The organism is Bacteroides sp. MSB163 (assembly GCF_036416795.1).
Lineage (GTDB): Bacteria > Bacteroidota > Bacteroidia > Bacteroidales > Bacteroidaceae > Bacteroides > Bacteroides maternus.
On the sequence record NZ_CP143867.1, the window covers coordinates 5,218,990 to 5,234,361 of the forward strand.

Genomic DNA, 15,372 nt, shown 5'->3' on the forward strand with positions numbered 1-15,372 from the left:
CCCTATTGCCTCCATATCATCTCCGTACTCTTAGATACGGACAAATACGGACCAGACACAGTTCAGATATAGCTTTGGATAGAACCGGGCAGGAAGAAAAACACTTCTCCTGCACACCAATTGATTTTAAATAATGAGAACAGAATATAAGGCCAGATACTGCCTCGAACTATCAGGATGCGGAGGTACGGCATACGACACCTCTTTCAATTCCCTCGTAGGCAAGGAGTATTGGAATTCCGGCAATACTTCGCAGAAAAGTTGAATGACAGGTACGGTTATAACAGGACTTTCACATGAATATTTCACCAAATCCACTTTATAAAAAGTAGCCGTACAGCCTTCGTCTTTGCAAGATTTTTCCGGTTTATGAGAAGTTTTATGAGATTTATGGCATTTGGCACAGCCATTGGTGCAACATGCTTGCGCTGTCTCGCAGCGGGCACAACAATAATGGACAATAGAAACTCCTGCCCCTGCATAAACAACCACCAGAGACAATAAAACTGCCAATATGTAACGAAGTCTCTTCATATCCGGTGCAAAGATAGCCAGATAAAAGCATTCATACCTATCTTTTTTCATTTTTTATATGTTCTATTCGTTAATATGTTCTATATTTGTCGATAACGAACTGATATCGAAATGTTGAATTTAACGAAGAAAGTCCAAATGAAAAAGCAATATGTCAGCCTACTTGTCATTCTACTTGCGGCAAGTGGCTTTTTATTTTCTTGCGGTAACACCGTGAACAAAAGCGCGGGTGCGCTGGAGTTCGACAGTATACAGGTAAATGAAGTAGCCCACCTCTTCGGAGACACTGCGAAGCCCGGCTGCAACATCATCATCAACTTTGCATACGCTAATCAGTCGTCCGACGAAAAGCTGAAAGACAGTCTGAACACCTATTTCCTTTCAGCCTGTTTCGGAGATAAATACATGACTCTGAAACCTGAAGAGGCGGTAAAGCTTTACAAGGAAACCTATATCAAGGATTACCTGAAAGATTTGGAACCGATGTATGCCAAAGATGAAGCTGAAAAGGAGGACTCTGCTTCAATATTAGCTTGGTATTCTTATTATAAAGGTATTGAAAGCCACGTGCAGTATTATAAAAAACATCTGCTGGTTTATCGCATCGACTACAATGAATATACCGGAGGCGCACATGGTATTTATATGTCTACTTTCCTGAATATGGACCTGCGCACCTTGAGCCCGATACGTCTGGATGATATTTTTGTAGGAGAATATCAGGAAGCTCTCACCGATTTATTATGGAACCAGCTCATGGCAGACAATAAAGTTACTACACGCCAGGAAGTGGAGGATATGGGCTATACAAGTACAGGAGACCTGGAACCGACTGAGAACTTCTACCTAAGCCCCAAAGGTATCACCTTCTATTATAACATTTATGAAATTGCTCCTTATGTGATGGGCCCGGTAGAAATTACCTTGCCTTATGAGATCATGTCACATCTGCTGAGTGATGATACTATGGCATTGAACGAAATAAGAAACGAGAACTAATAATTCATAAATTATTCACATGGAAATCATTCTAAAGTACTTCCCAGACCTCACAGAGGCGCAGAAGCAGCAATTTGCGTCCCTCTATGATCTCTATACGGACTGGAATGCAAAAATAAACGTCATATCACGTAAAGACATCGAAAACCTGTACGAACACCACGTACTCCATTCATTGGGTATAGCTAAAGTGATTCGCTTTACTCCCGGCACCCGCATCATGGATCTTGGAACGGGCGGTGGTTTTCCGGGTATTCCCCTTGCCATCTTATTCCCCGAGGTGAAGTTCCATCTTGTTGACAGCATCGGGAAGAAAGTACGTGTAGCAACGGAAGTAGCCAACAGCATCGGACTGAAAAACGTGACTTTCCGCCATGCACGTGCTGAGGAGGAAAAGCAACTCTTCGATTTCGTTGTAAGCCGTGCCGTGATGCCGTTGACCGACTTGCTGAAAATCATCCGCAAAAACATCGCTTCCGAGCAACACAATGCTATGCCCAACGGACTGATCTGCCTGAAAGGTGGTGAGCTGGCAAATGAAGCCATGCCTTTTAAGAATAAGACCATGATGTATGATCTGAAAGACTATTTCGAAGAAGAATTCTTTGAAACGAAGAAAGTGGTTTACGTGACGCCTTAATCACAGAAATAATGACTAACATATACCTATCATGAAAATAAAAAGGTTTGAGTTTAATATGTTCCCTGTAAACTGTTATGTTTTGTGGGACGACACTCTTGAAGCTGCCGTGATAGATCCCGGTTGCTACTATGAGGAGGAAAAACAAGCGTTGAAGAACTTCATTCACAAAAATGGCCTGAACGTAAAGCACCTCCTTAATACGCACCTGCATCTGGACCATATCTTTGGAAATGCTTTCATGGTCAAAGAATTCGGTCTGCCGGTGGAAGCCAACAAAGCCGATGAATTCTGGATTGACGAAGCTCCGAAACAAAGCCGCATGTTCGGTTTTCATTGGAACGAACTGCCCGCACCGATAGGACACTATCTTCATGACGGAGATATCATCAACTTCGGTAACACTACGTTGGAAGCTATCCACGTACCGGGACATTCACCGGGTAGCCTTGTTTACTACTGTGCCGCAGATCATTGCATGTTCTCCGGTGACGTACTTTTCCAGGGCAGCATCGGACGTGCCGACCTTACCGGTGGTAATTTCGACGAACTGAAAGAGCACATTTGTAGCCGCCTGTTCATACTGCCCAATGAAACGATTGTCTATCCCGGACATGGCGCCCCGACCACTATCGGTATTGAAAAGGCGGAAAATCCATTCTTCAGATAAACTTTAAAAACAGATACTATCATGAAAAGCGACCTATTAGCTTGCCGCCACATCGGCATCAGCGAAAAAGACGAAGAGAAAATGCTCCGGAAAATAGGAGTCGGCAGTCTGGATGAGTTGATAGACAAAACCATCCCTGCAAACATTCGTCTGAAAGAACCGTTGGCATTGCCCGCGCCTATGACTGAATATGAGTTCGGACAACACATCACCCGGTTGGCGTGCAAAAACAAACTTTACACAACGTATATCGGCCTCGGCTGGTATAACACCATTACCCCCGCCGTTATTCAACGGAATGTATTCGAGAATCCGGTATGGTATACCTCTTATACGCCCTATCAGACAGAAGTTTCGCAAGGACGCCTCGAAGCGTTGATGAACTTCCAGACCGCAGTATGCGACCTGACGGGTATGCCACTTGCCAACTGTTCTCTGTTGGATGAAGCTACGGCTGCTGCCGAAGCCGTAAGTATGATGTACGCCCTGCGTCCGCGCGATATGCAGAAGTCCGGTGCAAACGTAGTGTTTGTGGACGAGAGCATTTTCCCACAGACACTGGCCGTAATGACTACACGTGCTATCCCGCAAGGTATTCAGATACGCACAGGTAAATATTCCGAACTGGAGCTGACACCGGATATTTTTGCCTGTATACTGCAATATCCGAATGCGAGCGGAAACGCAGAAGATTACCGTGCCTTTGTAGAAAAAGCCCATGCTGCCAACTGCAAAGTAGCCGTTGCCGCCGATATCCTGAGCCTTGCCCTGCTCACCCCTCCCGGAGAATGGGGAGCTGATATTGTATTCGGTACCACCCAACGCCTCGGTACACCGATGTTCTATGGCGGACCGTCAGCCGGGTACTTCGCTACGCGCGACGAATACAAACGTAATATTCCGGGACGTATCATCGGTTGGTCAAAAGATAAATACGGAAAACTCTGTTACCGTATGGCACTGCAAACCCGCGAGCAACATATCAAACGGGAAAAGGCTACTTCAAATATCTGTACCGCACAGGCTTTGCTGGCAACCATGGCGGGCTTTTATGCCGTGTACCACGGTCCGGAAGGTATTCACGCCATTGCAGAACGTATCCACAGCATCGCCGCATATCTGGAAAAGTGTATCAAGAAACTGGGATACAAACAAGTGAATGACCAATACTTCGACACCCTGCGCTTTGTGTTGCCCGACAGTGTATCTGCCCAACAGGTACGTACCATCGCATTGAGCAAGGAAGTCAATCTGCGCTACTTTGATAATGGAGACGTAGGTATGAGTATTGACGAAACAACTGACGTATCCGCTGCCAATGTATTGCTTTCCATCTTTGCCATTGCCGCAGGAAAAGACTACACCAAAGTGGATGATATTCCCGTAAGCAATACTATTAATAAGACTCTGAAACGCCAGAGTGCTTATCTGACACATGAAGTGTTCAATAAATATCATACGGAAACGGAGATGATGCGTTATATCAAGCGCCTTGACCGTAAGGATATCTCCCTCGCCCACTCCATGATTTCCCTCGGTTCCTGCACCATGAAACTGAACGCTGCGGCGGAAATGCTGCCTCTCAGCCGTCCGGAATTTATGTGCATGCATCCGCTTGTTCCCGAGGACCAGGCAGAGGGTTATCGTGAATTGATAAACAATCTCAGCGAAGAACTGAAAGTCATCACAGGCTTTGCAGGAGTCAGTCTGCAACCGAACTCCGGTGCGGCAGGTGAATATACAGGACTACGTGTTATCCGCGCTTATCTGGAAAACATCGGTCAGGGACACCGCAACAAAGTGTTGATTCCTGCTTCCGCCCACGGCACAAATCCGGCATCTGCCATCCAGGCAGGTTTCACTACCGTGACTTGCGCTTGCGACGCACAGGGCAATGTGGATATGAACGACCTTCGTGCCAAGGCGGAAGAAAACAAAGACGACCTTGCCGCACTGATGATTACCTATCCTTCTACACACGGTATTTTTGAGACGGAAATCGTAGAAATCTGCCGCATCATCCATGATTGCGGTGCACAGGTATATATGGACGGTGCCAATATGAATGCCCAGGTTGGCCTGACGAATCCCGGCTTTATCGGTGCGGACGTTTGCCACTTGAACCTGCATAAGACGTTCGCTTCGCCTCATGGCGGCGGTGGTCCGGGCGTAGGTCCTATTTGCGTTACGGAACATCTGGTTCCGTTCCTGCCGGGACATCCGCTGTTCGGTACTCCCGTCAACACAGTGTCTGCCGCTCCGTTCGGTAGCGCCGGTATTCTGCCTATCACTTACGGATATATCCGCATGATGGGTACGGAAGGATTGACACGTGCTACAAAAATAGCTATCCTCAGCGCCAACTATCTGGCAGCCTGTCTGAAAGATACGTATGGTATCGTATATCGTGGTGCCACTGGCTTTGTTGGTCATGAAATGATATTGGAATGCCGCAAGGTACACGAAGAGACGGGTATCAGCGAAAATGATATCGCCAAACGACTGATGGATTATGGTTATCATGCTCCTACTCTCTCCTTCCCTGTTCACGGCACACTCATGATAGAGCCGACAGAAAGCGAAAGCCTTGCCGAACTGGATAACTTCGTAAATGTGATGCTGACCATATGGGAAGAAATACAGGAAGTGAAAGAAGGAAAAGCGGATAAGGAAGATAACGTTCTGATAAATGCCCCGCATCCCGAATATGAGGTAGTTGCCAGTAACTGGGAACATAGCTATACAAGGGAAAAGGCGGCTTATCCGATAGAAAGTGTACGCGAAAACAAGTTCTGGATAAACGTGGCACGTGTGGATAACACGCTGGGCGACCGTAAGTTGTTGCCGACGTGCTACGGATGTTTTGAATAAAAGACAAAAAAATAATACCAATTCCTGCAAACGCCCGTTTCCGGATTTCGAAAACGGGCGTTTGATTCTTAATAAAGAATATATTTCCTCATGTTTACCTAATTCTAATATATTCTTTATATTCGCACAACAGTCAATACAGACCAACAAATATCTCGCTCATGAAATTAATCTTCTTCCTATTGCTATATGCCAGTTGCTTCAGCAGTTGTACTTCTCGCCTTTCTCCAAAGGACACCGAAATAAAAGCCCTCAGCGATTCGCTGAAAGTACGCTGTAACGATCGGATCATGCAAACCGACTCACTGCGCATCGAAGCTGAAAATTTCATGGCTCACACCCAACCGGGAACTCCTGAATATTTCCTTGCCCGCCAGTACTACATCAACTCTTATTTCAACGAGAAAAACTTCCCGCGTGTGCTGGAGATGCTAGACGAAACAGAGCGGATGCCCGGCTACAAAGACTTGCCCGCCACCCAAGCCAATTATCTCTATACACGCTCCCGCTGCTACCAATTCATGCAGCAATATGATAAAGCGATTGCCATTTCACGGCAAATAATGGATTTGGTGCCCACGCCCGGTGATACCCTTGCGCATGAAGGCATCCGTACCCGTGCCGTAGGTGCCATGAACAACGTGAACAACATCTTCTACTTCACGAACCGTACCGACCAAGGCGCCGAATGGTTCCACCGACTCCGCACCAACCCGCCTGCATTACTCGACGAATGCTGTCGCCGCGACATGATGATATTCGAGGGCTATCTGCGAGGACTTGCCGGACAAAAAGAGCGGGCAGAAGCTGTAATGGACAGTGCCCACGCTTTACCCGTCTATCGGAAGACAGCAGAAAACACCTTCCGCGATTGCTCCTTTGCCGCCAGCGTATATTATGCGCTTCCCCACCGCAAAGATGATATGGAACGCCTGTTGAAACATGCCATCTCTGAAGGACGCAAAGACCGCTACATACCGGGTATCAATTGGGCCATGAGTCTGCTCGGAAATATATACTCCCGGCAAAACCGGTTTCAAGAAGCCGTGCAATTACAATATCAGGGACTGGAAATCGGTCTGAGGTTGCAGGACAGTGTATTTTGCGCACGTTGCTATCATGAACTGAGCAATCTATATTACAAATGGGGGATGTATCCACAGGCTCAATATTACATTGACAAAGTTTTCGCCTGGCAGGAAAACACCAATACCAACCTGAAAGACAAAGGAGCATATCATCTGACCAAATGGAGCATTGTACAAAAACTTCCGGGCTACCGGCGGGAAGAGCGATTGAAACTGCTGGCGACGGCGGATTCTTGTTTTCTTCTTTCCGAAATCAAGCAAACGGCCCAGACGCATTTTTACAAAGCAATCGACCGGATAATGATCTTGCCATACGAATCGGCAAAAGGATTGGAAGATATAGAAAGGTATTACGGATCCAACACCCCCACCGCATCCGATTACAATGTTGAAGCACTGCGTGCCATCGCTTTATTCCGCTTGGGACGCGATGCCGAAGCCCGAAAAACAATACTTGCCATCAAAAAGTATAACTCTACGGACAGCTACCACTTCCTTGACACACTGATGAGCCATTACATACATCGGGAAGACAATGCCGTCATCGCCCACCTCACCCGCTTGCGCGAACCGCTTTTACAAGTCTACCTGGAACAGAAGACCCGCGAAGCGGTAGTAGAAGCCGATATCCGTTATCAGACAGAACAGAAAGAGAAAGAGAACCGTTTGCTCTCCGCCGAAGTAGAGCTGAAGAGCAGTCGCTTGCAAACATTTATCTTCACCGGACTCTTCCTGCTCGCTATAGGAGTCGGCATAGGCGGCTGGTTATGGATGCGTCTTCGCCTGAAAGAACGGGAGAAACTTTTCTCACAGCAGCAATTGCACGAACAGAGCCAACGCCTGCAACAACTCATAGCTTCCAGGCAAGAGCTGAACAACCGCAACGAAGAACTCCTCCGTCAATTGGTCGACATACAAGCCACGCACGACAAAACCTGCGACTTAGAGCACGTAATGGAGAGCCTGCAACCTTACCTGCTCACCAACAGAGAAGAAGAACAGTTCCGCACCGCCTTCGCTTCGCTCTATCCCACCGTACTGCATAGCTTGCGTTCCATCTGTCCGCGCATCACCCGTACCGAAGAATTGTTCTGTATGCTTATCGTATTGAAGCAAAACAACGAAGAAATATCCCGCACATTGGGCATCACCCGTAGCAGTGTATTGAAAAACCGATACCGCCTGCGCACCAAGTTAGGCCTGCCCGAAGGGTGTGATCTTGACTCTGAAGTACGTGCCTTACTGCTGCCGGAATAAAGCTTTTTCCTCCCCTTTCCTTTTTTATGCGAAAACGCATCCCCTTGTATACCTCTCATATACAAGGGTTTTTATATTTGTCCTTAGTTTTGTCCATACCGTTTTTTAGGTTTATTCGACTCTGATTTCTTACATTTGAGTGGCTTTAACGAAATACATCGTTTACGCCGGACTATAGACAAAACAAACCAATGAATCTAACAAACGAAATTATCGGAGGACTCCTCCTCATTTTATTATTCGGTGTAACATTCCTCATTCGTTACGCTTTCATTGAACGTAACGTCATACGACATACCCAAATGCGGCTTTCCAAAATAGAAGAGGAAGTCCAAAAACATCCGTTGACCTGTCCGCTGAAACAGCAGATAGAACAGCAAGCTGAACAGCAGTCACTCTCCGATCCGGAAAGTCCACATTCTTCACAGACAGCCTGCTTTCAGTCGCGACTCACCACTGCTGAAGTGGAAGTCAATTTCCGCAACCACTTTACATCACTGTATCCCAATGCTATACACCGCCTTCGCACCATATCCCCGCGGATTACCCGCGTCGATGAGTTGCTCTGTATGCTCATCCTCTTGAAGCAGAATAACGAAGAGATAGCCCATCTGCTGGGAGTCAGCCGCTCCACCGTATTGAAAAACCGGTACCGGCTGCGGTGTAAACTGCAATTGCCGGTAGGCGTAGACCTGGATACCGAAGTACGCAACCTGCTCGCCCCGGATGAGGAACAAACACCGTCGGATATGAATGTGAAGCAATAGTAACCGCTGATATAGTAGAGAATATATTATCAACTTAAAAAAAAGTATAAGTATGAAAAACCAAGTAAAGGAAAAGTATCTGGCTCCCCAAATAGAGGTGATACAGATGGAGACAGAAGGAACATCATGTGTAATTGCAGGAAGCGGCAACTTAGGAGGATTCGGCAACGGAGGCTCTATAGGCACGTCTTCCCGCAGCTACGGACGTTCGCGCGGCAGCCGCAACGCATCTTCAAGCGAGCTGGAAGACCTGATTAACGACATCCTCACCATCGAAAAATAACTAAAAAACGAGCAGCATGAAAACAAGAAGATTTCATCAAAGCATCGTTCTGATGGCCGCGGCACTGGCAACAGTAGCCTGCCAAAATGAACTGAAGGAAGAGTACAACGAACCCAAACCGGGTGAGAAGATAACCATGACCATCCGGGCAACACAAGGCGCGGCCTCACAGACGCGCACCGACTATGAAGACAAGCTGGGAATAGCCGGTATAGACAACATAGCTGTGAAGTGGGAAGGGGGAAGTACAGACGGTGCACCGGTGGAGAGGATTAAAGTATTCGGCGTCAATGCAAATGAGCTGGGTTACTCGGTAGATTTCAATAGCCTGCCAAGCAGTCTCAGCCAGGACGGAACGAGTATCAGCTTCGAAGGAACCATTGATGCAAAGAGCCTCTACTTTGCCATGTATCCCGCCGATAACTGCAACTACAACAACGACGCTGCGGATCCAATCGTCTACACCTCCTTCTCAGGCCAGACACAAGACTGCACCAAGCCCATGGCGCATCTCAAAGGCTTCGACCTTATGGTGGGACGAGCAGCGACAGCGGGCTCGTATGATAAACTCACATTCAGCCACGAGGCCGCAATGATACGCTTCAGCCTCAAAAACATGCCTTCTACAGAGAAAATCACCCGCGTGAGCCTCGCTGCCGCCAAAAGCGAACTGAGCTCCCGGATGTACGCATTGCTCGCCGGCTCGTCAATAGACGGGTTAACCGTCGGAGCGGATACGGAATCCGCCCCGGTGTCAAGCCTCAGCCTCGACATCACTAACCATACCCCCTCCGCCTCCGCAGAGCCGCTGAAAGCCTACATGATGATACCTCCATGCGATCTGAGCAACGACCAACTCACCGTCACCGTAAACACGGAAAGCGGCAATACCTACACCGGCGATTTGACAACCGGAACCGGCGTCACGTTGGAAGCCGGTCTGTGCTATACCTTAGAACCCACGCTAACGCTCGGCAAAACCATCAGCCTGCCACCCGCTACGGCGGGAAGTTTGGGAAACGCCTTGAACAATATAACCCCGACCCCAGAACAAACCGAACTGGCCGTGACGGGTGCGGTAAACGCCGACGACATCACCGCCCTGGCCACTTTCTTGAAAGCCACCAAGGCTGAGAAAATCACCGCCATCGACCTGTCCGGCATCAGCGGCATAACCGACGTGACAGGCTTTTCAGGCTGCGCAAAGCTAGAAAAAGTCATACTGCCCGACGCTGCGGAAGCCATTGGCGACAATGCCTTTGAAGGCTGCACGGCACTGACCACAGTCATCCAGAACAACCCGATGCCCGCCGATGTAGCACCCGCCACCCGCGCCAGTATCTCCAAAAGCATAAAAAGAATAGGAAACAGCTCCTTTAAAAATTGCACCTCGATAACCGAAATGTTCCTGCACGCCGATATACAGAGCGTAGGAAACAGCGCCTTTGAAGGGTGCACGGCAATGACAGCCCTCATATTCGAAGGCACAAAAGCGGCCAACGGAACCGGCGGTATAAGCTTAGGGACCGGCATCATAACCGGAACGCACCCGGACATCAAAATATTCCTGCCTGCCATCACCGAGCTCGCAATGGCCACCGCGTATAAGACAATCCTGGAAGAAAAGCCCACCCACTACAACTTCGCGGGCTACGGCAGCGCCACTACCACTGAAGAGAAAACGAATCCCGCATCGTACACACTCATCCCCACGGTTCCAGTTGATACAATGCAGTTCACCGTGAAAGTAGAAAATGGCGATTTGGGATTCAGCATTCCCTTCCCCGACTTCGGCAATACTCCCGCGGCTATCATGGTAAGTTGGGGTGACGGTACACCCGTTGTCACAGTGCCCAAAGGCACGACGCTTGCAGCGGGTGACAAATTCGAGTACACGTACGCCGTAGCGGGCACATACACCATCACCATCGGCTCGGATGCGACGGCGGACAAACAGCAAATACCGGAGCTGAATTTTTACCAAAGAGCCGGCTCTTACAACCCGAATAAACTGGTGAGCCTTGAAACGCCATTGCTCAATATGAATTGCTCATCTTTGAGCAAAGCGTTTTACAGTTGCCAAAAATTAACCACAATCCCGGGAAATCTTTTCGAAAAGAACACAGCGGCTACAGACTTCAGCGGTTGCTTCGCTTATTGTAAAGCATTACAGACAATTCCAGGAGGGCTTTTCGCAAGCAACACAGCGGCTAAAAACTTCAACAGTTGCTTCGCTAATTGCGATCTATTAAAAGAGATTCCTAGCGAGCTTTTCGCAAAAAACACAGAGGCTACAAACTTCACCTATTGCTTCGCTAATTGTAAAGGATTAACCGCAATCCCGGGAACTCTTTTCGAAAAGAACACAGCGGCTACAGACTTCAGCAATTGCTTCTATAATTGCATTCTATTAGGAAGCATTCCTAAAGAGCTTTTCGCAAGCAACACAGCAGCCACAAACTTTAGCAATTGCTTCAGTAGCTGTAACGCATTAACCACAATACCGGAATCACTTTTCGCGAACAACACAGCGGCTACAAATTTTGATCAATGCTTCGCCGATTGTATCGCTTTAACCACAATCGAGGCAAGACTTTTCGCGAACAACGCAAATATAAACATTATTCGATGCTTCTATGGCTGTACCGCATTAACCACAATTTCGACAGATCTTTTTGCGAACAACACAGCTATTAAAAGCTTCAACTATTGCTTCTATGACTGTACCGCATTACAGACAATCCCGGAAGGGCTTTTCGCGAACAACGCAGAGGCTACAAGCTTCAACTATTGCTTCGCTAATTGTAATGGATTAACCGCAATCCCGGGAAATCTTTTCGAAAAGAACAAAGCGGCCACAGACTTCAGAAATTGCTTCCAGTCGTGTAGCGCATTACAGGCAATTCCGGGAGGGCTTTTCGCAAATAACACAGCGGCTACAAACTTCAGCTATTGCTTCTATGGGTGTACCGGATTAAAGGCAATTCCGGAAGGGTTTTTCGCGAAGAACACAGAAGCTACAAACTTCAACTGTTGCTTCTATGGGTGTACCTATATGATGTTCAATCCAAATATATTCGTCGATTCCACCGCGGCCGAACAGGATAAATTAAACCGCTTCATAGATAAAGACATGGACTTTAGGAATTGCTTCTACCAAGTCAATCTGCATAACAATTCAGGTACCGCCCCCGCACTGTGGAGCTATGCGAAAGGTTCGGGCAATTGGACTACGGCAAATTGCTTCAAAGGCTGCATAATGTCAAATTCCGAAGATATCAAGGATTATTCAACTTGGGGCACTCCCAAATTCTAACTAAGCATAGCCCCCGAAAACCTCCGCAAGACAGTCCTTAACCGCTGGGTCGCGGAGGTTTTCACTAAATAATTATTCATCAACTTTAAAAAAACATTTAAATTATGGCAACAAACGACATCAAGTATACCTTGAATGCCCAGCTGGCAGACAACTCCGTCACCGTTGACGACAAGAACGACCGCATCCTAGCCCTCGTTTCCGCCGGCACCGCTGACAAACAGCGCGTCATCTCCGAAATCATGGCAATAAACCCGGGTCTGGAACGAGAGGTTGTGGAAGCAGTCATCAATCTGGAGCAACGGGTGGTAAAGAAAATGGCCCTCAGCGGCTACAACGTCAATATGGGTCTGTATCACGCCGTAGCCCAATTCACCGGCGTGGTGCTGAACAAGGCGTGGAACCCGGAACGCAACTCGGTCTACGTCGCCTTCACCCAAGGCGCTGACATGCGTGAAGCCATCCGAGCCACCGGTGTCAACATCATCGGCGAAAAGGGAAGCACCATGTTCGTGGCAGGCACGCAGGACACCGCCACCCGCGCCACCAACGCCACCGCCACCGCGGGACGCAACTTCACCCTGACCGGCTCGAAACTGAAAATAGCGGGCACCGACCCAGCCGTGGGCATCACGCTGACATCCGCCTCGGGCGTAGTCACCAAAGTCACCGAAGACCTCTGGGCGGTGAACGATCCCTCAAAGCTCGTCTTCATCATCCCCGCCGAACTGGAGAACGGAGAGTACACGCTCACCGTCACCACTCAATACAGCACCAACGGCAAGACCTTGCTCAAGACGCCACGAAGCGTTTCGCAAACCATCTACCTGGGCGAAGCTCCCTCAGGAGGAGGCGACAGCGGAAACACCGGAGGAGGAGGACTGGACGAAAATCCACTGGGATGACCGGAAATTTGTATAGGCAATCGATACAGAGCTGTATAAACAGTCAATACAGGGCTGTATAAACAGTCGATACAGAGCTGTATAAACAATCGATACAGGGCTGTATGGTTAGGGCATACAGCCTTTTTATAGCGGAGACACCTCCGCTATATTTTTTTTCATTTTACAGGCCATGGCAAGTTATAGGGCAACAACTTTCCGCCCGCTTCCTTTGTTCTTTCGGGAAGAATAAAGTACTTTTGCGATGTCGCGCGGTATAGGCAGTGTCGAGTGATAAAAATAACGCCTCATATTGAAACGATAACACACAGAGAATGATATGGAAGAGATAAAGAGAATACCCTACGGTGTATCCAGCTTCGTGGAAGTGGTGGAACAAAACCAATATTATGTGGACAAAACCATGTACCTGCCCCTGCTGGAGCGGCAGCCCAATTATCTGTTCCTCATCCGCCCCCGCCGCTTCGGCAAAAGCATCTTTCTGGGCATGTTGCGGGCTTACTACGACCTTGCCCAAAAGGAAAAGTTCGCCGCCCGCTTCGGAAACCTGTGGATAGGCAGCCGACCTACGCCGCTGCAAGGAGCCTTTCAGGTGCTGTACATGGATTTCTCGCGCATAGGCGGACAAGGAGAAGGACTGGCGCAGAACTTCAACGATTATTGCAGCATGTGTGTGGATAACTTCGCTTCCATTTATGAATCATACTACTATCCCGGGTTTGTCCGGGAAATGAAGGAACAATCCGGCTTCAGGAATAAACTGAACTATCTGGACATGAAAGCCAAAGAGACGGGTGCCCGCCTCTACCTCATCATCGACGAATACGACAATTTCACCAACGTAGTGCTCAACGAAGAAGGCGAAGGCGTTTATCATGCCATCACCCACGCCAGCGGGTTCTATCGCGAAGTCTTCAAGAAGTTCAAAGGTATGTTCGAGCGCATCTTCATGATAGGTGTCAGCCCCGTTACGCTGGATGACTTGAGCAGTGGATTCAACATCGGATGGAACATCAGTACCGAACCCATATTCAACATGATGCTGGGATTCAGCGAAACAGATGTACGTGCGATTCTGCAATATTATAAAGATGCCGGAGAGCACAACGGTGACGTGGATACCATGATTACGGAAATGAAGCCCTGGTACGACAACTACTGCTTCGCCAAAGCGAGTCTGGAACGCGACCCGAAGATGTTCAATTGCGACATGGTGTTCTATTACCTCCGCAACTACATGAATTATGGCACTTCACCCGAACAGATGATTGACCCCAACACCCGCACCGACTACAACAAGATGAAGAAACTCATTCAACTGGACAAGTTGGACGGCGACCGCAAGGGGGTACTGCGCCGTATCACCGAGGAAGGGCAGATTATCACCAACCTCGCCACCTCCTTTCCCGCCGAGCAAATCGCCAAGGCGGAGATATTCCCCAGCCTGCTCTTCTACTACGGCATGCTCACCATCACCGGAACAGACGGAGACCAGCTGGTGCTGAGCATCCCCAACAATAATGTGCGCAAGCAATATTACGAATACCTGCTCGAAGGTTATCAAAGCGAAAAGTACATCGACCTGAGCAACCTGCGTACCATCTATAAAGATATGGCATACCATGGTAACTGGCGGCAGTCACTCGAATTTATTGCCTGCGCCTACAAGAATCACTCCTCCGTGCGCAGTCTCATCGAAGGTGAACGAAACATCCAAGGTTTCTTCACCGCCTACCTCAGTATCAGCGCTTACTACCTCACCGCCCCTGAAGTGGAACTGAACCACGGCTTCTGCGACATGTTCCTCATGCCCGACCTGCAACGTTACCCCGAAGTGGCTCACAGCTATATCCTGGAACTGAAGTATCTGCCGGCAAAAGACTATGAAAGTAAAGGTGGACAACAGTGGCTGGATGCCGTAGATCAGATACACGGTTATGCCCAAGGGCCAAGGGTACAACAACTGGCACAGGGCACGCAGTTGCACTGTATCGTGATGCAATTCAGCGGATGGGAAATGGTAAAAGCAGAGGAGGTATAAA

The 15,372-nt window shown here is 48.4% G+C and carries 11 protein-coding genes; 10 read left to right on the forward strand and 1 reads right to left on the reverse strand.

Going from position 1 to position 15,372, the window contains the following annotated elements; genetic code table 11:
* Nucleotides 1-126 precede the first annotated feature (126 nt).
* Nucleotides 127-534 (reverse strand): hypothetical protein, encoded by a 408-nt coding sequence (locus VYM24_RS20435; protein ID WP_483073346.1) that lies wholly within the window; start codon nt 532-534, stop codon nt 127-129.
* A 138-nt stretch (nt 535-672) separates the two neighbouring features.
* On the opposite strand from VYM24_RS20435, the gene VYM24_RS20440 reads away from it, so the two are divergent.
* The 10 genes from VYM24_RS20440 (at nt 673) to VYM24_RS20485 (ending at nt 15,371) form a co-directional block, all read left to right on the forward strand.
* Complete coding sequence (locus VYM24_RS20440; protein WP_291549508.1) at nt 673-1,533, forward strand: DUF3298 and DUF4163 domain-containing protein; 861 nt, start codon at nt 673-675, stop codon at nt 1,531-1,533.
* 19 nt (nt 1,534-1,552) lie between these two features.
* Complete coding sequence (rsmG, locus tag VYM24_RS20445) at nt 1,553-2,173, forward strand: 16S rRNA (guanine(527)-N(7))-methyltransferase RsmG (RefSeq protein WP_330940795.1); 621 nt, start codon at nt 1,553-1,555, stop codon at nt 2,171-2,173.
* A 31-nt stretch (nt 2,174-2,204) separates the two neighbouring features.
* Nucleotides 2,205-2,843, forward strand: coding sequence for an MBL fold metallo-hydrolase (locus VYM24_RS20450; RefSeq protein ID WP_025833002.1), 639 nt, complete (start codon nt 2,205-2,207; stop codon nt 2,841-2,843).
* A gap of 21 nt (nt 2,844-2,864) precedes the next feature.
* The gene (gene gcvP, locus VYM24_RS20455; protein ID WP_330940796.1) at nt 2,865-5,714 is read left to right on the forward strand and encodes an aminomethyl-transferring glycine dehydrogenase; all 2,850 of its coding nucleotides are present in this window, start codon (nt 2,865-2,867) and stop codon (nt 5,712-5,714) included.
* 161 nt (nt 5,715-5,875) lie between these two features.
* Nucleotides 5,876-8,059, forward strand: coding sequence for a tetratricopeptide repeat protein (locus VYM24_RS20460; protein WP_330940797.1), 2,184 nt, complete (start codon nt 5,876-5,878; stop codon nt 8,057-8,059).
* 191 nt (nt 8,060-8,250) lie between these two features.
* Entirely contained in the window at nt 8,251-8,826 is a 576-nt protein-coding gene (locus VYM24_RS20465) for a helix-turn-helix transcriptional regulator (protein WP_025832999.1), read from the forward strand.
* Between the two features lie 52 nt (nt 8,827-8,878).
* The gene (locus tag VYM24_RS20470; RefSeq protein ID WP_025836161.1) at nt 8,879-9,109 is read left to right on the forward strand and encodes a hypothetical protein; all 231 of its coding nucleotides are present in this window, start codon (nt 8,879-8,881) and stop codon (nt 9,107-9,109) included.
* Nucleotides 9,110-9,125: 16 nt separating this feature from the next.
* The gene (locus VYM24_RS20475; protein WP_330940798.1) at nt 9,126-12,425 is read left to right on the forward strand and encodes a leucine-rich repeat protein; all 3,300 of its coding nucleotides are present in this window, start codon (nt 9,126-9,128) and stop codon (nt 12,423-12,425) included.
* Between the two features lie 104 nt (nt 12,426-12,529).
* Complete coding sequence (locus VYM24_RS20480) at nt 12,530-13,330, forward strand: DUF4469 domain-containing protein (protein WP_034524824.1); 801 nt, start codon at nt 12,530-12,532, stop codon at nt 13,328-13,330.
* 319 nt (nt 13,331-13,649) lie between these two features.
* Nucleotides 13,650-15,371 (forward strand): ATP-binding protein, encoded by a 1,722-nt coding sequence (locus tag VYM24_RS20485; RefSeq protein WP_073314059.1) that lies wholly within the window; start codon nt 13,650-13,652, stop codon nt 15,369-15,371.
* Nucleotide 15,372 lies beyond the last annotated feature (1 nt).

What these genes read in the sequence shown, in the direction of transcription:
- VYM24_RS20460 (WP_330940797.1), top strand. Translation starts at nt 5,876, where the DNA reads ATGAAATTAATCTTCTTCCTATTGCTATATGCCAGTTGCTTCAGCAGT.
- VYM24_RS20450 (WP_025833002.1), top strand. Translation starts at nt 2,205, where the DNA reads ATGAAAATAAAAAGGTTTGAGTTTAATATGTTCCCTGTAAACTGTTAT.
- gcvP (WP_330940796.1), top strand. Translation starts at nt 2,865, where the DNA reads ATGAAAAGCGACCTATTAGCTTGCCGCCACATCGGCATCAGCGAAAAA.
- rsmG (WP_330940795.1), top strand. Translation starts at nt 1,553, where the DNA reads ATGGAAATCATTCTAAAGTACTTCCCAGACCTCACAGAGGCGCAGAAG.
- VYM24_RS20470 (WP_025836161.1), top strand. Translation starts at nt 8,879, where the DNA reads ATGAAAAACCAAGTAAAGGAAAAGTATCTGGCTCCCCAAATAGAGGTG.
- VYM24_RS20435 (WP_483073346.1), bottom strand. Translation starts at nt 534, where the DNA reads ATGAAGAGACTTCGTTACATATTGGCAGTTTTATTGTCTCTGGTGGTT.
- VYM24_RS20465 (WP_025832999.1), top strand. Translation starts at nt 8,251, where the DNA reads ATGAATCTAACAAACGAAATTATCGGAGGACTCCTCCTCATTTTATTA.
- VYM24_RS20440 (WP_291549508.1), top strand. Translation starts at nt 673, where the DNA reads ATGAAAAAGCAATATGTCAGCCTACTTGTCATTCTACTTGCGGCAAGT.
- VYM24_RS20475 (WP_330940798.1), top strand. Translation starts at nt 9,126, where the DNA reads ATGAAAACAAGAAGATTTCATCAAAGCATCGTTCTGATGGCCGCGGCA.
- VYM24_RS20485 (WP_073314059.1), top strand. Translation starts at nt 13,650, where the DNA reads ATGGAAGAGATAAAGAGAATACCCTACGGTGTATCCAGCTTCGTGGAA.
- VYM24_RS20480 (WP_034524824.1), top strand. Translation starts at nt 12,530, where the DNA reads ATGGCAACAAACGACATCAAGTATACCTTGAATGCCCAGCTGGCAGAC.